This is a genomic window from Paenibacillus sp. NPDC056933 (assembly GCF_042674385.1).
Lineage (GTDB): Bacteria > Bacillota > Bacilli > Paenibacillales > Paenibacillaceae > Paenibacillus.
In genome coordinates this window covers 508566-530783 of the sequence record NZ_JBHUQN010000001.1, presented here as the reverse complement: position 1 = coordinate 530783, position 22218 = coordinate 508566, and the positions used below count along the sequence as shown (strand labels likewise).

Here is a 22218-nt window from a genome sequence, read left to right as displayed (position 1 = left end):
CTCCTGTCCACCCAATAGCACCTTTTACTCCTGATACAGACTTATCCCATAAGAAATTTGCCTTATCTCCTGTCCACCCAATAGCACCTTTTACTCCTGATACAGACTTATCCCATAAGAAATTTGCCTTATCTCCTGTCCACCCAATAGCACCTTTTACTCCTGATACAGACTTATTCCATAAGAAATTTAGTTTGTCCCCTATAGATGCATCTTTCTTTTTTTCAACTGAATTAAAATGAGGTCCCGTATGATAACTTTTTTGATTTGCCACTGCTTTTATTAGCGATCCTGTTCCTTTAAGCAGTTTATTAAAATTTTTATTCTTCTTTAAAAACTTTGAATTTTTATTTTCACTAAAATTAATTTTAGGTTTAAACATCGCACTTCTAGAAACAATCTTATGAATTGTACTTATAGCAGGCGAATTAAAAGATTTTTTTTTGTTAGTTTTCCCCAAGTAATTCCTCAATCTACTGAAGGATTTAATGCCCTCGCTAACAATATTCTCAAACAAACTCTATCACCTCTATTAGCAGTTATTCTTGAATGCTGCTCTCCAACTCCTCTTCCGAAAAAGCAATCAACAGCGAGCGCTCCCCGCGTGGCAAAGACCAGAACTCTCCGGGCCGGAGATGATGACGAACCCACATGTGATATAAGAACGTGGTCATCCCGCCGGAGTGAATCAGTTTTTTAGGTCTTCAATCTCCACACCGAAGCCAGACAGCTCCAGCACTTTGTCGCCAACGGCGTCCAGCTCACCCGCGAGCAGCATACGGCGAACTGCTTGTTCCCCACCGGACAGCTTCATGCGTCCGGTAATACGGTTGTCTCCCCAACCGGACAATTCGAGTCCGCGCACATTCATTTTCACCGTGGCTTCGGAGATCAGCAGCGCATTAAACGTTTCGGTATCCACCTTTTCCTCGGTGCGGCCTTTGACCGTTTTCCGAATCGTACAGCGTTCGCGGATCTGATCCACTTTGGAGGACGTTAATCCACGCAGGGTAAGCAGCAGATCCAAACGTTGAATGCGTACATTCTCTTCCGGCAAACGCTCTGCTGCTTCAAACAATTGATCCAAAATTTGTTCTTCAGATAGATTCTCATTCATACTCATAGGGTGCGATCTCCTTTTTAATTCACAAATGGGTCAGCCATCTTACAAATTCAGGGACAACAAAGAGACCGAGAATTTCTCGGCCTGCCTTTGTATCCCGCTTCTGATAAATCTCGTTGCCCGTACGCCTGATCAGACAAGCTTTGTTACGAGGTCTTTCCGATGTTCGAAGTCATTCCATCCTTAGTTCGCAACAATCGGATTCAACAGCTCAAATCCTTCAAATGTAAAACCTGTCTCCTCCGGTACTTCCTCACCCGCTGTCCAGTTGGCGAGCTGGATTTTATCCACCATGCAGCCTTTCAGCAAGACACTCTCATGTCCGTAAGATTCGGGATCGTTCAGCTTCGAGATGATCTGGAACTTGGTGAATCCGCGCTGGATCATATCCGAAGTGACTTTGTAACCCGTCATTGTGCCTGTTCCTTTTTTCGCACCATTCTTGTGTACTTTCCAATCGTTGCCGACCAGATTCAGCTCACGCTTCTCGATTTCCACGCTGGCCTCCAGCTTATTAATATTGGTCTGCCACACACCATCGATATGCAGCTGACCGTGGGTACCGAGAATCACTCTTGACGCATCCAACATGACAATTCCTCCTTGAGATTAGAAAATATCGTATATACCATCCGTTCACCGAATCGTAGTTTCTTTTAAAATACCATTACCTCTTACACACCTAACTTATTGCACGTAAAATGTACCAAACAACTGCTCCATCACATCAGTCAGCTTCACATTCCATTGCAGGAATACCTGATCCGCCTCCGGCTTGAGAATCGGTGCAGCACCATAATACGCCGGGTCGAGAATGACATCGTATCCCTCTGCTTCAATGACATTGCTCTGTGCGAGCAGCGCCAGATAGGCTTTCATCACACCGATTAGCGCCTGACGCCCCTCTTCCGTATTGTTCACTTTGCCAATATACGTATCTTCAGCGGAACGCTGCAAATCCGTGTTAATTGCATCCATTACACGGATGGAACGAATTTTTTTCCAGGCATTATTCTGTCCTGCGGCCGGGGTCACGAGTGTATTTACTCCCCGAAGTGCCTTCACCTGACGTCCATCATGGAAGAAAATAAATACGCCATTCTGTACCGCCTGCTCCTGTTCTGCACGAGTCCAGCGGCGTGTCACGTCATCGAACGGAGTTGGTGCATATGTCGTGGATTCATTCAGACGTTGTCCGGCAATTAGACCTGCGACATAAGCAGACGTTTCCGCCGAGCTGTAGAACGCATCTCCCAGACGCACACCCGTACCGACATTAATTACGCCCTCATGGTTCAACGTGAGGGAACGTGCTGCCGCTTTCTGTGCTGCTGTAGCAGAGGTGTCGTCTGCCGTAGAACCGCCGAATACAGCCATCACGGGTTTACCCTCACTGCGCACACGTTTGACCCATGCTGCAAAGCTCGCCAGCAAAGGCGCATCCGCCGCATGATCCAGTGCGAGCACGTCAAATTGCTCACCTTCCAGCGCGCCTTGCACAGCAATATATTCCGCATTGGTCAGTCCATCGTTTCCACTTGCACCACCTTTGAACGCCGCTCCCGCAACGGTTGCAACGACACCTGTACCATCGCCAATCGCCTGAGCATTAATCCAGATGTTACTTTCATCCGCATTGATCTCTTTCGCCAGCGACGCTGCCGAAATATCTGCAGTCAGAAGCGCGTACAGCATCCGATTGCCTTCAAACAAGCGAACTTCATGCTTCGTATTATCAATTACACCCGGCTGAATCGTGACGTAGAACCCGTTACCTCGGTCGCCTGGATACTTGGCGTCAAGTTGTAGAACGGCTGCATCACTACTGTCTTTCAACGTAAGCGTGGCTGCTTTCGCCGTTTCTCCGGCTACCCGGTAAGCGAGCAGCTTTTTCGGTCCACCCAGCAGAGCGAGCTTTAAGGATGTATAGGCTGTTCCGTTATCCAAGGCATGTGCCGAGAAAATACGTTCAATTGCAGCTTCACTGCCAACTTCTACAAAAGTACCTACAGGACCCCAGTTCGCTTTAATCGGCACAACCACCGTTCCTCGATTACCTGCTTGAATAGCCGAAGACGCTGCCGCCTGAAAATTCATATATAAGCCCGGAAGGACCGGACGATTCGTTTGCTCCCAAGTTCCGCCTGCCATTATCCCTTCACCTTCGCTTTCATAAATTGGTTAATTCGCACCTGTGCCTCTTCAATGGAAAACGTCTCCTGCGCTGCTTCGTACAGCGCACCGTACAGCACCTCTGCCTTAACGGCAAAGAGGGCTTCGGCATGATTCATCAGCTCGGCCCGCGTATATTGCGGGGCAGCCTGCTTGCTTTTTTTCACGGAGCTTGCCATGGCCATCTCACCTCATTGTTTGACTATGATTTTGCAAAACGATAATTTCACGTTATGACTTCCGAGCTACGATCTTGAAGCATGAAGCTATGATTTGAACTATGAATTTTTGATCCTATGAACCTATGATTTTGATGCTAAAGCTATCATTTTTAAAGCTACAATCTGGAACCTGTACTCAGAGTTCCTCTCGACTAACGTTTACTCTATCCCCTTGCTATGATGAATCTCGCGGATCAAAGGCGCTTCTGTACCCGGACGGCGAATACGTTGCTGCAGCGTCAAACGAATCTGACCGTTCAAGTAAGCGTCTGCCTGCAAATCGGCAGAAACTTCATCCACCGTCACATATCGCGTATCGTCACTATCCGACAAAGCAATACGGGTTTGTACAGCCAGTTGTTCAACCAGATGTGTGACCGTTTGTCGGACATCTCCTACATTCGCAGCCACCACATGGCCAATCCATTGCTTACGAACCTCCAACGCCGAAGTCCCTGCGGCAGTTATATTGCATCCCGTCAATCTCCACAATATGGACTGGGTCCTATAACCTCCAGGCCAGACATCCCCATATACGAACCATTCCTGTCCGAGCTGAGCTTGTGTCCAGCTTTGAAGTGCATCCATCCACGAATCTGCTGTTTCAGCTTGAGCGCGTTCCATCGTTTCAGGAACATACACCCCAAACCGCAGGCTGCGCGTCACCAGTCCAGAACCGGCGTCCACACGATCACAGTCCGAGGAGCCCAGATAAATACAGGTAAATGCCCCGCCTTCCTCATCCTCCAGCCGAACCTGATGCAGTCCTTCCATCAGCACTGCTGACCAAGCTTCCACTTGTTCAGCGCCTCCGTCTTCGGGACGTGCATATGGAGAGATTTTGATGACCCTCCTATATCCCGCCCAAGCAGACTTCGGTACTTCTTCCGCAAAAGCAATCACAGCACATGGTCCGGTTAACCCCTCACCCGATGCAGGAATATCCTGTACTCGGCCATTCCAGGCAGGGACAAGCACCTCCAGCTTCTGCTTCAGCGTTTGCCTGATGGCGCTGCTTAATCGGTCTGTGTGTGCCAAAGTGTTTAATCCACTACGATTAGACACATTCATTTCGCCCCCTTCAGCTGCAAGTTTGCGATCTGCCTGCATTGCGCAGCGACAATGTAGCAGCAGCGAATTCCCCCTTAATGCAGCTTCTGAATATCTACCGGAGCCAAAGCAGGACACCTTTCACCGCATCAAAAAGACCAGCCCTTCGGCTGGTCTTTACATTAGCGTATGTGCTTTCGGTGTGTGTCCTTTGCTATTGATCCGATAATACAATCTTACACCCTTTCATTGCTAGCGCGGATGGTGATTCGTACGACTTCGGTGCGATTAAGGGTGTAACTGGGGTGGAAAAAAGACGACTCAGCGCGTCTCATGTCATCAACACCACCTTATTTCAGCGCAACCTTTGGATTCAATGTGATCTCAAACGCACGCCCCCAGATGAAATCGGGATTTGCATATTCCAACAGTGCACTGCAATACTCCGCATAGACCGCTTTTCCATTACAAATTTGTTTCATCGCTACATTCCCTTGGGCAAAGGCTGGTTTTCCCGCCAGTGTCACTGTATGGGTCTGCATCAAATCCCGCAGCAACGTCTGCAAATGAGCGTAATCCTCCTCGGAGTTGAAGAGTGACATGTTCTGATCTGCAAGGGTTGCCACATTGGTATACAGCGCATGCGCTCTCGAATACGTGCGAATATCTGCAATCGCTACTGCTTTATAGTAGTAATCTTTCAGGAAACGCTTGAACAACAATGACCCATGGGCATTCATGGCATCTCGCAACGCGTGGGCATGTGTTTCTGTTGTAATCAGAGCATAACGGGATTGTCCCATGCCCACAGCCATACCGATTTTGTTCCCCGGCGTATTCCATGCGCTGTAACCCAGAACCCGACCCGTATACGGACTGTTCAGGAGTGCTTCGGCTACATCGACGTTGGCTGGACCTTTTCCTACAAAATCAATCAAAACCGAAGGAAAACCCTTCTCACCATTGCTCGTCAATTGCGCCACAGCCGCCTGCACCTGATCCAGGGCCGTAATGGCAATAATCTCAATGTCCACACCCGGCTTTCCCCCTGGTTTACCTGGATGGCGATTCGTCATGCGATCCAGCTCAGACGCCATGTCAAACGAAGAAGCTTCATCGACAGATGTAGCACTCGTTAATTCATTCCCATTTTCCACATTGGAAGTTGTACCTGTTCCCACATTAGGCTCTGGATAAGCGGAATCCGCCACAACCACACCACCTACAATATCCACATGGCGCACCACATTCTCGTGCAGATTCATATATTCGTAGGTATTAATGATCGTGGAACCATGGGGACCGAAATATTTCACGGCATAACGTGTTTTCGCCCCGCCGCGCAGCAATTGGTTAGCCATGCGTGCCACCAGAGCGTGACCCAAACCATCGGCATCTGGAAGGATAATCGCCCGCTCGGGGTTTTGTCCGTCCGTCCCACCGAGCCATTCATTGATCCGTGCCTCCACATAATGGATTTCATTAATCTGAACGCCCTGTGTATTCGCATCATCAACACCTACGGCGAGAAAATCAATATATCCTTTGCGGGCGAGCTGATCCAAGATGTACAGATTCGTTTTGAATTTATGTTGTCTGGTGTTGTAGTATTGCTCTTTATTAAAATAAGTCGTTTCCCCATATTCCGTAGACTCTGGAGACAGGTTGTACCCGTTCACAATGTCCTCGAATGCCGTAAAGGACTGGCGCGGCTGCTGCATCAGTGCACGTGACTCGTTGTACGCATCCAATGCGAGGCCGTCTGCAAATGAGGTGGTGGCAAGTCGCATAATGGTATCCATTACAAACACCGGTTTGCGTGGATACTTTCCTTTAATGGCTTTGATCACATCGAGCAAACGGGTGGTGTCCTGGTCGTAATCCGGATATGCGCCCCCTCCATTTTCACGAAGCTGGCGACTGCCAATCAGCCCGCCATAAGCCAGCATATCCGAAGAGAGGATGAATCCATCGACTTTGGCGGCATGCTTCAGAATGAAATCATGAATGTTGGACGGTTTTCCATACGCAGGCGTAGACGTTCCAAGCAAAGTTGTGCCTTCCACCGTTTTTTCGGAATCCAGACGATTTTGAATGTCACCCAGGTGTGGTGTAATGATATGGATACCGGCAGCCTTCCCTTGTACAATGACGTCATCCAGATTCGCTGGACGATCATCCAGTGGAACATACAATACTGTTTTCATATCCTAAAACCTCCTGTTAGATATATTCAGTCTTTCTTTAGTACCCGATCAGAGCAAGTGTGCAATCACCGCATGAAAAAAACAGCCCTGGCCGGTCTGTACATTAGCGTATGTGCTTATCGGGATATGTCACTTGCTGCTGATCCGATAATATAATATTACATGTTTAAATCGGTCGCGCTGACGGTTATCCGTACGTATAAAGTCTGAATACTGACGCCATCATAGCGGTTAAACGTCGGTTTCTTGCAGAGACTTCTGCCGGATCATCCAACCAAACCATTCCTGATGCTGTTTATATGATATAAGCAGCCTTTCAAACTCTATTTACAATAAAGGATGGATACGATCATGAAAAAAAAGCTCTGGTTCTATCTGTGGATCGCTATTACCAGTTATATGGCTGGCCCCGTTATGTATGCGTTGACAATGTATACCTTTTATCAGGAAACAGATGTTGTAACTACATCTCTCCTTGGATGGACCACTGCAACATTCTCATCCGTTGGGATCCTGTTTATCCTGGTCACGGTCATTCTGCTTCGAGTGTTCCACATCTATTATTTCTGGCTGCAAACCCTGCTGTTTGAGCTGCTTTTTGTTGTGTTTGTCTATATGACCATTGTTCTTCTTGGGACTGGTTTCACGAGACTGCCCCCGCTGTCCTTTCCATTGACGCCCGAAGGCATTCCCTTGTGGATATTCTGGGGTAGTATTGCACTTATGAGTTCCTGGGGAGTATGGACAGCGCGTCAACCTATCCGAAGATCACCATACATGCTGGTATCCAGAGTCATGCTGATCCTGTTTATCCTTGAAATTTGGCCCCGTTAAACGATAAAACGGAGCACCGCCTTCTCAGGCAGTGCTCCCTCTCTTGAATGTATATTTTCTCACGCAATAATATAGCGGAAGTTTTCCCAGCTTTCCGGAACCGAGTTTACGTTTCGGGCGTGATGATAGAAGCTGAATGGAAATTTGAACACATGACCTCCGTTCCAGTCACGGGAACGTCTGTCGGTAAGCCAGTAATCCAGCTCATGTGGCAGTGCCTCGGAACGCTCCGCACGGATCAATGGCAATTGATCGACTGGAGATTGCAGCGTTGGCATCTCCTGCTCAACATCCACATCCCGGCTCAGGCGCAGTGCCTTCACCATGGTGAGAAATGGAGGAATGCCTTTGCGGAACAACGCAGGATAATCCAGTTCATATAATATGTTAAGCGCGTGCCCATAGGTCAGCATATGACCGATTAGATCATGATGCGCTTCCGCCTGATAGATCGTCCGGAAAGCGCCAAGCTCATCCAGAATGAGATGGGATAATTGTTCTGGTCGTTCAATATCTGGGAACCCGTCGGCCTCATCTATTTTCAAGCTGCGAATTTCTTTCACGGTGGTGTTCACCCAGGATCTCCCCGGTATGGTTCGCTCAAACGAATCAATAAGTTCAACCATCTGGTCCATGTCGTGCTCCGTCCCCCAACCATCCAGCTCACGAATGGCTTTCAGACTGAGGGCACCGTAGATGGCCTGATGTCCAACCCAGTGCAGCTCGCCGATGGTTCGATCCAGCGCTGCCGTAATACGAGCTTCGGACTCTTCCCTCGGTAAAACTTCACCTTTCAAGGAACTCACCTCATCGTTCAACCCGTGCTGGCGAAGCATCGCTTTCGCCTCAGCCATAACGCTGCCCGCTGCAAGGGCAGTGAGACGATTTTCCCGTACCCAAAAATAAGCCGCAATAGCTCCCGCTCCATAATGGGCGTGCCACAAATCACCTGTACGCTCCCGACTGGATACCATGATGGTCAGCCCTTCTTCCAACAAACGTCGATCCAACATGCCACCACCCTTCATCGATGCCAAACTAATAATACGAACGACCAGCAACCGTTTTTTAGCATATTGCATTCGGATTTATGCAAAACACCCCTTTTAAAGCGTTTACTTCTATATGATGATTCAAATCGTGCACATATGCCCATTTTGCCTTTTGGTCCGAATTTTACCCAATGCGAAGTTTTCCGACGTCACGGATCGACACTTCAAGTGGATATATGTTTGATTTTTGCTCGGAGAAGAACCAGGTTCGTTCCTTTTTCACCACTATAAACAGACCGTTCGCATCACCTATGGGGGCAAAGGTATCACTAATCTCTCTCCATCGTTTCAATCCCATCCGCTCAAGTTCATCCACCGTGGAAAGCACATCTTCCGTAACTAACCCCACCTCACACACTTGCAGCAGCTCCTTCTCCGAAAAGGGATGGTCACTCTCGTTATGAAGGGGATGATGAGCAATCAGTTCCAGGATGTTACCGGCAGGGTCTTCAAAGTAAAGCGAATGAGAGTCCCAGTTGGTGGAGTAAGTCTCATCTTGATCCTCATGCCGACTCAGACGTACTCGTGCCGCAGCCCATGCCTTGGCTTCCTGAAAACGATTCGTTGGGATCAACCATGCGAAGTGATAAAACGGATTTTGATCTGCTTCACTCCGCATGAATATCATCTTTGTCAATCCAACTCGTAGCGTGAGGGAATGCTCGGACTCCTCAAGCAACTGCAAGCCCAAAATATCTATATAAAATGGTTTGATGTCTTCCAGTCGTGCTGTATATAATCTGACTTCTTCAAAGATCATGCGATGTCTCCTCCTTTGCCCGACCGTGCATTTTCTCCCACTGACTCCAGGGCACCATGCCGAGTTCCGGCTTCGCTTCATCCGGGAGCATCGATATGAATTCCAGAGAATGACCATCCGGATCGGTAAAATAGACGGACACTGCAGGCATCCAGCCGAATACATACAGTTCACCGATATCATCATCCAGAAAGTTATGCGTCTTGATCCCTTTATCCTCCAGATAGGTGACGGCTTCTTTCATATCCTTCAACGATACCTGAAAAGCAAAATGCTGCCGCTTCACCTCGGAAGGATCTTTTTGCCACAATCCCAGCATGGCGTTGCCTTCACCGCCAATCCAATAAAAGGAGTTCCCTCGTTCCTTCTGCCCATAAGCATGCGGCAATCCAACGATCTGTTTATAGAAATGATGGGATCTTTCCAGATCCGTTACGTTCAGATGCGTCTCAAATATGCCTTTAATCATGATGAAAACCTCTTTTCTCTCTCTCTTTATCTATGGTTAGCCTCCACTACTTCTTTCTCTCAACTCCCGGAAGATTTCCGTGCAGCCGTTAACGTCTGGGCCAGATTCAAGAATGAACCGATGACCCGCTGAACCCGATCTTCGATATCCTGGCTGCCTTCATATTCTTCGTATCCATCAAATGTAGCTTCAAACCTTCTCCGCTGTGCACCGCCAATGGAAATCCACTCCTGAGCGTTAATGCCGTGCAAATTGCGGACAATTGCCTGCAATTGCAAAAGCGAGCTCACACCAACGGCTCCGCCTGATGAACTGATCGACAACACTGGTTTGCCACTGAAGTGAGCTTGACTTAGGTGATCCAACGCATTTTTGAGTACGCCGCTGATGCTGCCGTGATACTCGGGCGTAGATAAAATGATGGCATCTGCCGCGAGCATGCGCGTGTTCAGGTCTGCCAGGTTTGGATCTTCATTCTGTTTTTCATCCGGCGCATAGAATGGGAGCGGTGTCTGATACAAGTCGAACAGGCTGGCTTCATGCCCCTCACCGCTAATTACCTCCACAGCATATTCTCCCAAACGTGTACTGGTTGCATTTTTCCGATTACTGCCTGCCAAAATGATGATATTCATATATGTCACTCTCCCTCAAATTAGTTCAACATTCAAGCTGTGCGTTATGTTACGTTTCAACTTTCCCTACTGTCATCTTACCTTGCTTCCACCTTGGAATCGTCGGCAGATAGACTTAACTTGCAGCACAAAAAAACTCAACCTTTGGGTTGAGTTTCTACGACTTTAGACTGAGAATATGTCGGAATGGATCAGACAACCCAGCCATTTCTTACGGCATGAAGCGCAGCTTGCGTCCGATCTGCCAGCCCCAACTTGTCCAAGAGATGACTAACATGTGTTTTGACCGTTTTTTCGGTAATGACCAGTTGTACGGCAATCTCTTTATTACTCAAACCTTGCGCGATCAACCCCAGTACCTCTCGCTCCCGACGGGTAAGCATGTCCGGTCCACCACTGCGGTCAATCGAACATGATTCGTTCACCTGACCGTGCTGTTCTTTATTCTGAGGCGGAGTATCTGTATGCGCATTAGCACGGAGATGCCCATCATTTACTGATAATTCAGAGGAAGCCATCACATGCATCAATTGTCCCGCCGCCGCTGGATGAAGTTCCACCTGACCTGCGTGCACATTACGGATAGCAACAGCCAGGTTCTCCGGCTCGATATCTTTTAACAGATATCCTTTCACGCCTGCACGCACGGCGGGTACCACATGATCCTGATCCGAAAAGGAAGTAAGCACGATGATACGGATTCCAGGCAAGAGCGTACGAATTCTTCTCGCTGTCTCAATTCCGTCAAGTACCGGCATATGCAGATCCATTAATACAACATCCGGATGCAACTCCTCTGCTTGTTCCAGGGCTTCCAGCCCGTTCGAAGCTTCACCCACCACTTCCATATCCGACTGTGTGGACAAAAAAACATGTAACCCACGCCTCACCATCGCATGATCGTCAGCGAGCAAAATCGTAATCGGCATATCTTCTTCCCCCTGACTTTATACAGATTCGAACGGAAGTGGAATGACGACCGTTACCGATGTTCCCTTACGGGATGAACTTACAAGTTCGAGGCTGCCGCCCAGCGATTGGGCACGTTCCCTCATGATGGACAGGCCAAGTGAAGTGGGGGGCATGGCCTCACGCCGTTTGGCCCCACCCTTCCCACGATCTGTAACCGTTAATATCGCTTCATTATCGCTTAACTGAAGAATGATCTCAGCGGAAGTGACTCCCGCGTGTTTACGTATATTATTGAGCGCTTCCTGACCGATGCGCCACAGTCCTTCCTCAATGCTTCGAGGCAAGGAACGCATCCCCGTCCGTGTTACAACGACCTGAAGCCCCTGCCCTGTACCATATTCCTGTAATGCACTGAGCAGACCAGATTCCAGACCCGCCGGACGCAGCTGCATGATCAGGGTGCGCATTTCCTTCAATGCTTCCTGCGACAATGAGCGAATATCCTTCATTGCTTCGGCTGCCGGATGCAGATATTCTTGTTCTGAACCAGCCAGCATGCTCTCCGCACCTTTGGCTGTCAAGGAAAGGGAGAACAAAATCTGATTCACCGAGTCATGTAAATCCCGGGCCAGTCGATTTCGTTCCTCCAATCGGGTCAGCTCCCGGCGTTTATCCACCAGCCTCAAGCTTTCCCATGAGGCTGTAATATGCTCAGCCAGTGCATCGAGAACCTCACGATCTGCCTGAAGGAAACCATCGGCCGAGGCCAATCCAACCACCAGCACTGCCGTTTCGCCGGGAGCACTTAATGGAATTGGAGCGGCCAAGCCCAAAAGCAGAGCGGACGGATTCACCGCGTTAAGGCATCGTGTAGAAACTTCTTGAATTTCCGGTGCCGACAATATCTCTGCACGGTGAGAATGAATCACACGCCGCATATGACTCTCCCCCTCGGAAGAAAGGTCGCAACGTGTCGGCAACTCAGTCTTGCCATGGGTATGGGCAGCCTGTACCCGAAAGCTTCCATTCTTCTGGGAAACGAGTGCGACAAAAGGCCAGTCATAATGATGACCCAGCAGCTTGACAACCCTCTTGGCCATATCATCTGCATTGTTGCAATCATTGACTGTCATACCCAGCGAACGGCTGAACTCCCCCAGCCTGACGTACAGATCTGCACGCCTTTGCTCCGCGCTGTATAATCGCATCCGTTCCATTGCACTGCCGATCTGATAGGCTACCGCCTGCAGAAGTGCCAGCTCACTATCACTGAAATGCTCTTTCCCCGGAGCAGCAACATTCAGCAGTCCCAGCATCTTCTCCCCCGAGCGCAGTGGAACCGTTGCATGATGGGTGATGTCATGCGTATCTCCCCATTGATGTTCGACAGCATCCTCCAGACGTTTGCAGTTTATAATATTGACGGCATTATCAAGTCTCCCGTCCCGGAAGCGATTTACGCACCAGCACGTACCGCAGCGCATGGGCTCCTTGTCTTTACGCAGCAGAGCAGGAGGCAGACCGTGATCAGAAATACAGGAGTATTCTCCCTGCGTACCAATCAGGAACACCCAGCCCGCAGTCAGCCCCGTCAGTTCCAATAGTTTGCCGAGGACCGTATCCAGCATCAGATTCAGGTCGTTGGACGTATTGAGCGTTTCCGCGATCGTCTTCAGTGTATACATCTCCTGCATCCCGGCTTGTTCCGTCATGCGGATTCCTCTCCTTTGACTGATCCCTAGTGTTGTTGTTCAATTATTGTATACAATCAGCGAAGGATATAAAAGGATGAACTTCTTGCATTGCGTTCTCAGCCCAGCTTCTGTCGTTCTTTGCGAGATACAGATAATGGTTCCATATTCATCAGACCACGGTCGGACAAAGCCAGCGCCATTTTATAGAAAGCACGCGTCCGAATCTTCGTATACGTATCCTTGCTGACAGGCGGGTCAAACACATGGTTATACACTTTATAGTCAAATACATCGTCATCCTTCAAATATCGTTCTCTAACGAGCACACGCTCCTTTTCGCTCAAGCGGGATACCACAAAATCAATCGTATCGCAGTAAGCCTGACGTGCACGCTGCACATCCACATTATAAATTGCCGTTCTGGCTGTGGAATCCCCGGTCACATTCGTTGCACCATGGAAGCGCTCTGCGTAACTCGCCGTCACCATCACCTCCCGTTCTTCAAAAGCAATCGTTTTATAAATCCGGTATTTTTCCAGCGCGGCTTCAACAGCAGTCTGTGTTTTGCGTCGGTCCAATTCGGGCAGCATCAGTTCCATATTCATTCTCCTCCTTTAACATTCGATATAGAATGAAAGTCTAGCAGCTTCGCATGTTCCACTCCGATGACAGGCGAGCGCGCTTCGCTTCTCCATCTTTTTTCTGTCCTCTTCGTTTTGCGTAACTTAAAGTTCATTCTATAAAAGTTAAACTCGTATTCATCTCATCTTTGGTATTTTGTATTATTCGGTTCCAGTCGCTTACGGGTACAATAGATAGACGAATAGAACCTTTTCGATCTACCTATTGCTGATTTGAATCGCTCTTTGGATGAATACAACATACTCCTTTTATTAGGGTTATCCAGTTCTCAGAAATAGTAACGGCATTTTTCAAGTTTTTCCTGTTGCCTTTTGGAATCAATTTAAGTCAGCCATGAAGCAGGAATAATTCATTTCCTCCCTCGTACAACTTGTCTTAACTTTACATTTTGTTCGTATTTTGTTCGTATTTCTATTTGAGGATACCACTTTCTGGGGATCGACGTAAACCTTCATTTTGGGTCGTTTTAAGGATAAAATAAAACCTTCGCTCTCATTTCCTTTACCTTTTGGCATAATTGTTTCATATCTCTTTACCTAATGGTATATATACGATATAGTACAGATAATTAAAGATCCTCGTATAAGTCCGACTTTTTATATCTTAAGATTGAATGCTATATTGCACATTAACGGAGAGGGTAGAAAAAACCTGAAGAAGCGTAGCGTTCACCTTTATCACCGGATTTCTCCCTCATAAGAAGGGAATCAAAGAAATCTGGGGATAACAGTGATCGGAAGGTTGTTCTGCCATCGGAGTGACTCGTGTAAGACAAATTCACTTAATATATAATTTAGGCACTTGTACGAATCAAAGGAGTGGCATGAATTGTGGAGCACGCTTTTGGTCCTTATCTGAAACAACTGCGCGAGCAACAGGGACACAGCATCAATCAGCTCGCCGAAGCAGCAGGAATCAGCAACTCGCAAATTTCACGCATTGAGAATGGGGTCCGAGGCGTTCCGAAGCCCGCCACCATTCGCAAAATTTCGGATGCACTCTCGGTTCCTTACGCGGATATGATGAAACAGGCCGGATACATTGAAGCTGCAAACACAGCTACCGGGCTTCAGGACGCCCCCGAGTGGGCAACCTACAAGGATCGTCGGGATTTCAAGAAGATGCTGGAAGATGAGGATGATCTGATGTTTGACGGCATCCCACTGGATGACGAGGACAAGAAACGAATCAAAGATGTGCTGACAGGTCTGTTCTGGGAAGCCAAGCAGATGAACAAACGCAAAAAAACAAACGAGCCGGATGAGCGCCCATGAGGCATAGCGAGCTGAACAAAATGAAGCAGCAGGTGAGATGATATGGATGACATTGTAACAAAGCTGATTCGAAAACACCGGACGAACTGCCCTTTCAGCATTGCCAGAGCCATTGGAATACAGATCCGGTTCACTAATCTGGGCAAGTCCACCAAAGGACTGTATTTCCGTAAGCTCCGCCGCAGATTTATCGTCATTCACAATGATTTACCGCCGGAATGGCAGCGTTTTGTGTGCGCCCATGAACTTGGACATGACCGATTGCACAAAGGTATAAACCGTTTTTTTCTGGAGGAGCACTCCTACTTTGCACCAGGTAAACTGGAAAGACAGGCCAATCGTTTTGCGATTCAACTTCTGACTTCAGGGGTCACGCCTGAACCCGATGAATCACTGGAGAAATTTTGTTTGCGTACAGGACTGCCACGTGAAGTGCAGCATTTTTTTTAGTCTTTTTAAGAACATATGTTCCTAGGAAATCAAATTTCCTCTATAGCTTCCACCATGAGAATCAGATGTCACTTTCAGGTTACTTATTTTTACGCAAATCATGAGATTTCCTAATAATAGTCTGGTAAAATACAACATGAGTTGTGCAAACGCTCAAGAGATTATTATTTTGGGGAGGTTACTGATTCATATGAAAATCTGGAAGACTTACGTTTCACTTCTGCTAACGCTCTGTCTGCTGTTTGGCAGTGTAGGCATCGCAGCAGCTGCAACGGATACCACTCCGGGCACAGATAAGCATATTACGATTCTACATACGAATGACACGCACGCACGCGCAGCGGAGTCCTCACCTGCGATGGGTTTCGCCAAAGTAGCTGGCATTGCGGACAAATACCGTAGCGAAAACCCCAATACCCTTCTTCTCGATGCCGGAGATGCTGTACATGGTACAACTTTTGCCACACTTGTTAACGGCGAAAGCATTGTTAAAGTCATGAACGAAATCGGTTATCAGGCCATTGTACCGGGTAACCACGAATTTAACTACGGTTCTGAGCGCCTCATCGAACTTGCGGATATGATGAACTTCCCCATGCTCAGTGCCAATGTGAAAAAGAAAGACGGGACTCGTCTCTTCGAGCCTTATCTCATTAAAGAGGTAGACGGCGTGAAAATCGGTATCATTGCGCTGACTACTCCGGAAACCATGTACAAAACGAATCCGAAAAATGTGGAAGGTCTTGATATTACAGACCCAACTGCGGAAGCCAAAGTACTCGTAAACGAAATTCGCAGCAAAGTAGATGTTGTTGTTGTATTGGGACACCTTGGACAAGACGCGTCCAGCACCGATACTAGTTTCAAAGTGGTCAAAGAAGTGCCAGGCATTGATGTATTCATCGACGGTCATAGCCATACGGTTCTGCAAGACGGTCTTGTATCCGATAATGGAACATTGATCGCCAGCGCCGGAGAGTATACCAACTTTGTAGGCGTGATCGATCTGTGGGTAGATGGTGGCAAAGTCACAAAAAAACAAGCAACACTGATTGATGAAACAGAAGCAAAAGACATTAAACCGAATGAGAAAGTTGCCGCACTGGTGAACTCCATTCAGAAAGAACAAGAACCGATCCTGAAAGAAGAAGTAGCCAATACAGCAATTCTGCTGGACGGTAAACGTGAACAAGTACGTGCAGGTGAAACCAACCTGGGTGACCTGCTGGCAGATGCCATCCGTGACGTCAGCCAAGCCGATATCGCACTCACAAACGGTGGCGGTATTCGTTCTTCCATTGAAAAAGGCATCGTAACGAAAGGTGATATTATCACTGTTCTTCCTTTTGGTAATCAGGTTGTAACACTTGAAGTCAAAGGCTCCGATGTACTCGCAGCCCTTGAGAACGGTGTAGCATCCTATCCTGAACCAAGCGGTGGATTCCCGCAAGTATCCGGCATGACCTTCAGCATTGATTCTTCTGCTGCAAAAGGCAGTCGTGTACACTCCGTCATGATTGGCGATAAAGTCCTTGATCCGAAAGCAACGTATACGCTGGCTACGAATGATTTCACTGCTGTTGGTGGTGACGAATACACGATGTTTGCCAAATACACAACGTCAGGCATGTATGGAGCCATGGATGAAGCATTGATCGAATACATGCAAAAACTGGGGGCTGTCGCTATCAAAACAGACGGCCGGATCAAGGAAGCCAAAGCTCCTTCGACAGAAACACCAGCACCAACTACACCGAAGCCCGAAGCACCAAAACCAGAAACGCCGTCGAAACCGACACCAGGCAAGCCAGCTCCTGCCAAACTGCATGTTGTTAAATCTGGGGATTCCTTGTACTCCATCTCCAAAAAATACGGCACAACGTGGCAGACGCTGCAAAAGCTGAACCATATCAAAAATCCACACTGGATTTATCCAGGCCAACAATTGAAGCTGCCTGCAGCCTCTTAAGCTAAAGTAAGAGCAACCCGGTCCAATCATATCCATGGTGCATCCGTATCTGAAATGATTGTACCAGCAACAAAGGGTGACTCTCGTGCCGCCATAAGCGGTTGAGGGTCACCCTTTCCAATGTCATTTCACCTTATCTAAACATGATCTCATAGAGCTGGAGGTGCCCTGTTTATAAAAATATGCTTTGCTGTAAAAATAAATCCTCAATGTGTCTTCCCTGTACAGTCTCATCCCTGCACCTAAAACATGGACTATAGCAAAAACTCGCATCATTGCCATTCCTGCAAGGTTATCTGCCATTCCAAAGGATAATTATTTGCAGCGATGTTTTGCATATTTGCACATCCATATCTTCGCGCATACCATGCGGAGACTGGCTTAAATCCAAAACCGTTGTATATAGAATACAACTTTTCAAAGGATAGTCATTTGGTATGAATAAAGCAGGCATTCGCAGCTTTATTCTATGTCTGTAGCCCTCTTTTTAAGGCTTTAGGCTGTGGCTCAGCCCCAAAAATAGTTTACCGCATAATAATCGGAACTATTATATGCTCTGATATTATTCGACGGTTTCTAGAGGCTTTTTCACATATGGACAGAGATTTCTTCCAGATTAAAGCTGTTCCTTCACATACGTTATAGCTTCTTGAGCAGTCATGCCCTTCCGCTTGGTTTCACCTGATGCTGCCAGCGCATGTGATCCCAATTCAACCTGCCCGTCGGCTGCTCCTCGGCCAATTACAATCTGAACAGGCAACCCGATCAATTCCGCATCCTTGAACTTCACCCCTGGCCGCTCATCCCGATCATCCACGAGAACAGAGTATCCTTCATCCAGAAGCTGCTGTTCCAATTCAAGCGTAAGCTGGCGTTGTTGTTCGTCTTTCCAGCTAACAGCAATCAGATGTACATGATACGGAGCGATAGCAGCAGGCCAACGGATGCCATCTTCCCCAGCGTATTGTTCGGCTATAGCAGCCATGAGTCGAGATACACCAATACCGTAACACCCCATTACAGGCGCACACTGACGTCCGTTGCGATCCAGGAACGAGGCGCCCATCGCATCACTGTACTTGGTTCCAAGTTTGAAGATATGCCCCACTTCAATGCCTTTCGTGAATACCAGTCGTTCTCCACAAACCGGGCAACCGTCACCTTCAGCAGCAAAACGGATTTGTTCAACTTTGTCCAAAGCAAAGTCCTTACCCGGTTGTACATTGGAGTAGTGTACATCGATTTCATTGGCCCCTGTAATTGCATGTTCCATTGCAGCTACATCGGCATCTACTACCATCGGCAGACCCAGTCCAATGGGCCCCAGGAAACCTACCGTCAGATTCGGGTACTTCGCAAGTGATGCCTCGTCAGCCAGGATCAATTCTTCCGCACCCAATACCTGCTTTAGTGCAATATCATTCAGCTCATGATCCCCGCGAACAAGCGCCGCGACCAATTGACCATCGGCTTGATACAGCAACGTTTTGATCATATGCTGAGCATCCTCGCCCACAAAAGCACTTAGTTCAGCAATCGTACGCACCCCTGGCGTTTGGATTCGTACCAACGTGTTTGCTGCTTCCTCATCACATTTATGGGCCGTAGCTGTGGAATCGTCAGAAATCGAAGTGGCATCTTCATTCGGTGCAGCCTTCAAGGAAGATCCGGAAGCCTGATATCCGGCTTTCTCCAGATTCGCGGCGTATCCACAATGTTTGCAGGTTACAATCGTATCTTCCCCCACATCGGCAAGTGCCATGAACTCATGGGTCTCCCCCTGCCCCCCAATGGTTCCTGCATCCGCCTCCACCCGGATATACTCCAGACCACACCGCTCCAAGATTCGGGAATATGCGGTATTCATCGCCTGATAGGTGCGATCCAGCTCTTCCCAGTCGGATGCAAAGGAATAGGCATCCTTCATAATGAACTCCCGGCCGCGCAGCAATCCGAATCTCGGACGACGCTCATCTCTGAACTTGGTGCCAATCTGATAAAGTGTAAACGGCAGCTTCCGATAGGAATTCACCTCATCGCGAGCCAGCGACGTTACCACTTCTTCATGGGTTGGACCGAGGGCGAACTCACGTGCATGACGATCTTTCAGCCGCATCAACTCAGGGCCATATTGCGTGTATCTTCCAGATTCCTCCCACAGCTCAGCTGGCTGCATGATTGGCAGCAATACTTCCTGACAGCCGGCACGGTCCATTTCTTCGCGAACGATACGTTCCACGTTCAGCAATATACGTCGACCTAAAGGCAAATAGCTGTATACTCCCGCTGCCAGCTGGCGAATCATGCCGGAACGCAGTAACCAGCGATGTCCTGCTGCATCGGCCTCTGCCGGTGCCTCACGTAATGTTGGAACAAGCATTTCACTTTGACGCATCTTGCACACCTCTTATCTTCTGAATGTATTGTAAATCAAGTTATAAACAGCAAAAAGACACATCCGTCAAGGGACGAATGTGTCGTGGTACCACCCTTATTTAACTGCATTTTATCGATTTCGGCTTGCCACCAGATCTTCTTGGGCAATCTTCATTCACCGCTTCTGTTCGCAAACTTTGCGATTCGAAGTATGCAGTCCTTCTGAGCATAACGGGCCCATCCGGCGGAGGTTGCAACCCTATAGGTTATCTGCTCCGCAGCTCGCGAGGTAGGAATTATGAAGCAGCAGCAGAAACCTTACACTACGTGGTTTCCTCTCTGTAGAAGCTGACTGACATAATTATGTCCTCGTTGATCGCTGTTATCATTTTTGCTCACCTTAGTACATTTACAAGAAATTGTCAACCACCCGGTTACACCCCATTTACTAAAATGAATTGCCGAGCGATGGCTGACATGACCGTGCGTTCCCTGTAATATAGAGAAATAGAAACCATGTATTAATTGATAAAGGAGTTAGTCCTATGCCATATATTATTTATGATCTTGAATTCACGGTAAGTCGCAATACACGTTACTCTTCGGAAATTATAGATATTGGTGCCGTCAAAGTCACAGATGGTGAGAACGGCCTGTGCGTTTCAGACACGTTCCATACTTATGTTCGTCCTTCCAATAAATCCGTTCTGTCAACCGACACGGTTCAATTCACGGGCATTACCCAGAAGGATATTGATGCAGCCCCTCTTTTTCCAGAAGCATTGAATCAATTTATGACCTGGATGGGAAGTGATCCCTATTACATGTGCTCCTGGGGACCCGATGATCGCAGCAAACTGATCTCTCATTGCCGTACGCATCAACTCGATGTCGCCTGGATCACCAACCATAATGATCTCCAGCAGCAATGGTCACGTACAGTGCACAGGGAAGGAAAATTCCGTCAACTTGGACTCGCCCAGGCGCTTGAATTGTGCGGAATTGAATTCGACGGGACACAACACCGTGCATTGGATGATGCCATCAATACAGCCAAAGTGTTCATGCACCAATTTGACCAATTTAACCTGGAAACCAATTGTGCAGCTGATGATGAAGGGATAACATCCAAAGTGGTCTATTCCAGTAGTGTTGATGAAGATAAAGAATCCCCTTTTGGTAATCTGGCACACCTTTTCAAGGCCAAAGAGTAATTCCCCCAGCCCTAACCTTATGGCACAAAAGGCAAGAGTGTGAGGCCTATTCAATGTTACGGTCTCAGTTGTAGATTCCCCGCCAGCGTTCCAGACGTTCTCTCATGATGAGGCGGAATTTCTCGGGTTCAAGAATCTCGGCATCGGGTCCATATTGAGATAGCCAGGTCAGAAATCCTTGTTCATCACTCAATATGGCCTCAAACAACAATGTGCCTTCCGGTTCGATTGTTAAAATGGGGCGGGCAAAAAACTGCTCCTCCATAACACGCTCCACAGCGTGCGGCGAGAATCTGATCTTGAATGCAATCCACTCCGTACTGCTGCCATGTTCTCGTGGCGTACGGAAGTAGGATTGTAACAGGTAATCATCTTTGCGAAACGTGCGAGGCAAAATACGAACCCTGTGCAAACGACTCACTTGAAATATTCTCAGTTTCTCAGATAGGTGACAATATGCCAACAGGTCAAATCGGTACTCACGGGGGATGAGGCAATAGGGGTCAACCCGTACAATCCCTTTTTTACCTTGAGACAGGTATTCTCCTTCAATGGTGTTCTGTGATATTCCAGCCTCCAGTAAGGTCACAAGGGAATGATTCAGAAGATCCGTATTTTCATTGTGCCAAGCAGGCGTACCTACTTTGAATAGCACGCTAATTTGCTCGGTCCATTCCACTCGTTCTGTTTTGTTTTTCTGATTCGAAGCAACCACTTTCTCATACGCGCTCTCAAAAGCGGGCTTCAGCAACGGACGAATATTCTCCATGACTTCTGCCAGGTGCATAAAGGCTTGAGCTTCTTCATCAGACCAATTCAGCGGATACATGGCAAAATGGCTGATAAACATGTATCCTCTTCCATGTCCCATGTTGGCGATAGGGATATGCATTGCACTGAGGGCCTCCATGTCGCGGTATATCGTCCTTTCCGTTGTCTCGCACCGCTCGGCAAGTTCACGGGCCAGAATCCCCGGCTTAGCCTGCACAAGAGTTATAATGCGCATTAATCGGATCAGTCGGTCTGTCATTTTGCCGGACCCTCCACTATGTTGTTTCAATAAATTCGATACAGCTCCATCCATCTTTTATTAGTATGTTGTTTAGTACATTCGACTTATTCCTTTACTTCACCTTCAAATAATTATGTAGAAACATTCCCAAC

21 protein-coding genes are annotated in these 22218 nt (G+C 47.8%); 5 read left to right on the top strand and 16 right to left on the bottom strand.

Features of this window, described 5'->3' with window-relative positions; genetic code table 11:
* The 7 genes from ACFTRD_RS02230 to ACFTRD_RS02200 form a co-directional block, all read right to left on the bottom strand.
* The coding region (locus tag ACFTRD_RS02230) for a hypothetical protein (protein ID WP_379377555.1) at positions 1-460 on the bottom strand (460 nt) is incomplete at its 3' end.
* Positions 461-688: 228 nt separating this feature from the next.
* Positions 689-1123: a phage tail assembly chaperone gene (locus ACFTRD_RS02225; RefSeq protein ID WP_062323851.1), complete on the bottom strand. Its 435-nt coding sequence runs from the start codon at positions 1121-1123 to the stop codon at positions 689-691.
* A 183-nt stretch (positions 1124-1306) separates the two neighbouring features.
* Positions 1307-1714, bottom strand: a complete 408-nt coding sequence (locus tag ACFTRD_RS02220; protein WP_062323853.1) for a phage tail tube protein — start codon at positions 1712-1714, stop codon at positions 1307-1309.
* A 96-nt stretch (positions 1715-1810) separates the two neighbouring features.
* The gene (locus ACFTRD_RS02215) at positions 1811-3274 is read right to left on the bottom strand and encodes a phage tail sheath family protein (protein ID WP_379377554.1); all 1464 of its coding nucleotides are present in this window, start codon (positions 3272-3274) and stop codon (positions 1811-1813) included.
* Positions 3274-3474: a YqzN/YkzM domain-containing protein gene (locus ACFTRD_RS02210; RefSeq protein ID WP_379377553.1), complete on the bottom strand. Its 201-nt coding sequence runs from the start codon at positions 3472-3474 to the stop codon at positions 3274-3276. Before ACFTRD_RS02210 ends, ACFTRD_RS02215 begins: the two co-directional genes overlap by 1 nt.
* Positions 3475-3675: 201 nt before the next feature.
* The gene (locus tag ACFTRD_RS02205; protein ID WP_379377552.1) at positions 3676-4581 is read right to left on the bottom strand and encodes a hypothetical protein; all 906 of its coding nucleotides are present in this window, start codon (positions 4579-4581) and stop codon (positions 3676-3678) included.
* 335 nt (positions 4582-4916) lie between these two features.
* The gene (locus ACFTRD_RS02200; RefSeq protein WP_379377551.1) at positions 4917-6773 is read right to left on the bottom strand and encodes a DUF4127 family protein; all 1857 of its coding nucleotides are present in this window, start codon (positions 6771-6773) and stop codon (positions 4917-4919) included.
* Positions 6774-7124: 351 nt separating this feature from the next.
* Between ACFTRD_RS02200 and ACFTRD_RS02195 the strand changes: the two genes are divergently transcribed.
* Positions 7125-7607: a hypothetical protein gene (locus ACFTRD_RS02195; protein ID WP_192264594.1), complete on the top strand. Its 483-nt coding sequence runs from the start codon at positions 7125-7127 to the stop codon at positions 7605-7607.
* 59 nt (positions 7608-7666) lie between these two features.
* Here ACFTRD_RS02195 and ACFTRD_RS02190 read toward each other — a convergent pair whose 3' ends face one another.
* The 7 genes from ACFTRD_RS02190 to ACFTRD_RS02160 all read right to left on the bottom strand — a co-directional run bounded on the left by ACFTRD_RS02190 (position 7667) and on the right by ACFTRD_RS02160 (position 13728).
* Positions 7667-8689, bottom strand: coding sequence for a hypothetical protein (locus tag ACFTRD_RS02190; protein WP_379377550.1), 1023 nt, complete (start codon positions 8687-8689; stop codon positions 7667-7669).
* A gap of 94 nt (positions 8690-8783) precedes the next feature.
* The gene (locus tag ACFTRD_RS02185) at positions 8784-9419 is read right to left on the bottom strand and encodes a VOC family protein (RefSeq protein WP_379377549.1); all 636 of its coding nucleotides are present in this window, start codon (positions 9417-9419) and stop codon (positions 8784-8786) included.
* Positions 9409-9888 (bottom strand): VOC family protein, encoded by a 480-nt coding sequence (locus ACFTRD_RS02180; RefSeq protein ID WP_379377548.1) that lies wholly within the window; start codon positions 9886-9888, stop codon positions 9409-9411. Before ACFTRD_RS02180 ends, ACFTRD_RS02185 begins: the two co-directional genes overlap by 11 nt.
* A 59-nt stretch (positions 9889-9947) precedes the next feature.
* Positions 9948-10523 carry an NADPH-dependent FMN reductase gene (locus tag ACFTRD_RS02175; RefSeq protein WP_379377547.1) on the bottom strand — a complete coding sequence of 192 codons (576 nt, stop codon included), beginning with the start codon at positions 10521-10523 and terminating at the stop codon, positions 9948-9950.
* 191 nt (positions 10524-10714) lie between these two features.
* Positions 10715-11452 carry a response regulator gene (locus tag ACFTRD_RS02170; protein ID WP_379377546.1) on the bottom strand — a complete coding sequence of 246 codons (738 nt, stop codon included), beginning with the start codon at positions 11450-11452 and terminating at the stop codon, positions 10715-10717.
* An 18-nt stretch (positions 11453-11470) separates the two neighbouring features.
* Positions 11471-13147, bottom strand: coding sequence for a GAF domain-containing sensor histidine kinase (locus ACFTRD_RS02165; protein ID WP_379377544.1), 1677 nt, complete (start codon positions 13145-13147; stop codon positions 11471-11473).
* A 98-nt stretch (positions 13148-13245) separates the two neighbouring features.
* Entirely contained in the window at positions 13246-13728 is a 483-nt protein-coding gene (locus ACFTRD_RS02160) for an ArpU family phage packaging/lysis transcriptional regulator (RefSeq protein WP_192264584.1), read from the bottom strand.
* Positions 13729-14598: 870 nt separating this feature from the next.
* Between ACFTRD_RS02160 and ACFTRD_RS02155 the strand changes: the two genes are divergently transcribed.
* The 3 genes from ACFTRD_RS02155 (at position 14599) to ACFTRD_RS02145 (ending at position 17464) form a co-directional block, all read left to right on the top strand.
* Positions 14599-15045, top strand: a complete 447-nt coding sequence (locus ACFTRD_RS02155) for a helix-turn-helix domain-containing protein (protein ID WP_379381127.1) — start codon at positions 14599-14601, stop codon at positions 15043-15045.
* A gap of 42 nt (positions 15046-15087) precedes the next feature.
* The gene (locus tag ACFTRD_RS02150; RefSeq protein WP_192264581.1) at positions 15088-15495 is read left to right on the top strand and encodes an ImmA/IrrE family metallo-endopeptidase; all 408 of its coding nucleotides are present in this window, start codon (positions 15088-15090) and stop codon (positions 15493-15495) included.
* 190 nt (positions 15496-15685) lie between these two features.
* Entirely contained in the window at positions 15686-17464 is a 1779-nt protein-coding gene (locus tag ACFTRD_RS02145; protein WP_379377541.1) for a 5'-nucleotidase C-terminal domain-containing protein, read from the top strand.
* A 616-nt stretch (positions 17465-18080) separates the two neighbouring features.
* Here ACFTRD_RS02145 and ACFTRD_RS02140 read toward each other — a convergent pair.
* Complete coding sequence (locus ACFTRD_RS02140) at positions 18081-19859, bottom strand: proline--tRNA ligase (protein ID WP_379377539.1); 1779 nt, start codon at positions 19857-19859, stop codon at positions 18081-18083.
* A gap of 526 nt (positions 19860-20385) precedes the next feature.
* Here ACFTRD_RS02140 and ACFTRD_RS02135 point away from each other — a divergent pair.
* Entirely contained in the window at positions 20386-21054 is a 669-nt protein-coding gene (locus ACFTRD_RS02135; protein WP_192264573.1) for a 3'-5' exonuclease, read from the top strand.
* Positions 21055-21118: 64 nt separating this feature from the next.
* Here ACFTRD_RS02135 and ACFTRD_RS02130 read toward each other — a convergent pair whose 3' ends face one another.
* Positions 21119-22084, bottom strand: a complete 966-nt coding sequence (locus ACFTRD_RS02130; protein WP_379377536.1) for a helix-turn-helix transcriptional regulator — start codon at positions 22082-22084, stop codon at positions 21119-21121.
* Positions 22085-22218: the final 134 nt, after the last annotated feature.

Coding starts and splice junctions, on each gene's coding strand:
- ACFTRD_RS02225 (WP_062323851.1), bottom strand. CDS start 1,123: ATGAGTATGAATGAGAATCTATCTGAAGAACAAATTTTGGATCAATTG.
- ACFTRD_RS02215 (WP_379377554.1), bottom strand. CDS start 3,274: ATGGCAGGCGGAACTTGGGAGCAAACGAATCGTCCGGTCCTTCCGGGC.
- ACFTRD_RS02170 (WP_379377546.1), bottom strand. CDS start 11,452: ATGCCGATTACGATTTTGCTCGCTGACGATCATGCGATGGTGAGGCGT.
- ACFTRD_RS02130 (WP_379377536.1), bottom strand. CDS start 22,084: ATGACAGACCGACTGATCCGATTAATGCGCATTATAACTCTTGTGCAG.
- ACFTRD_RS02220 (WP_062323853.1), bottom strand. CDS start 1,714: ATGTTGGATGCGTCAAGAGTGATTCTCGGTACCCACGGTCAGCTGCAT.
- ACFTRD_RS02190 (WP_379377550.1), bottom strand. CDS start 8,689: ATGCAATATGCTAAAAAACGGTTGCTGGTCGTTCGTATTATTAGTTTG.
- ACFTRD_RS02135 (WP_192264573.1), top strand. CDS start 20,386: ATGCCATATATTATTTATGATCTTGAATTCACGGTAAGTCGCAATACA.
- ACFTRD_RS02185 (WP_379377549.1), bottom strand. CDS start 9,419: ATGATCTTTGAAGAAGTCAGATTATATACAGCACGACTGGAAGACATC.
- ACFTRD_RS02160 (WP_192264584.1), bottom strand. CDS start 13,728: ATGGAACTGATGCTGCCCGAATTGGACCGACGCAAAACACAGACTGCT.
- ACFTRD_RS02175 (WP_379377547.1), bottom strand. CDS start 10,523: ATGAATATCATCATTTTGGCAGGCAGTAATCGGAAAAATGCAACCAGT.
- ACFTRD_RS02150 (WP_192264581.1), top strand. CDS start 15,088: ATGGATGACATTGTAACAAAGCTGATTCGAAAACACCGGACGAACTGC.
- ACFTRD_RS02140 (WP_379377539.1), bottom strand. CDS start 19,859: ATGCGTCAAAGTGAAATGCTTGTTCCAACATTACGTGAGGCACCGGCA.
- ACFTRD_RS02165 (WP_379377544.1), bottom strand. CDS start 13,147: ATGACGGAACAAGCCGGGATGCAGGAGATGTATACACTGAAGACGATC.
- ACFTRD_RS02145 (WP_379377541.1), top strand. CDS start 15,686: ATGAAAATCTGGAAGACTTACGTTTCACTTCTGCTAACGCTCTGTCTG.
- ACFTRD_RS02210 (WP_379377553.1), bottom strand. CDS start 3,474: ATGGCAAGCTCCGTGAAAAAAAGCAAGCAGGCTGCCCCGCAATATACG.
- ACFTRD_RS02200 (WP_379377551.1), bottom strand. CDS start 6,773: ATGAAAACAGTATTGTATGTTCCACTGGATGATCGTCCAGCGAATCTG.
- ACFTRD_RS02195 (WP_192264594.1), top strand. CDS start 7,125: ATGAAAAAAAAGCTCTGGTTCTATCTGTGGATCGCTATTACCAGTTAT.
- ACFTRD_RS02180 (WP_379377548.1), bottom strand. CDS start 9,888: ATGATTAAAGGCATATTTGAGACGCATCTGAACGTAACGGATCTGGAA.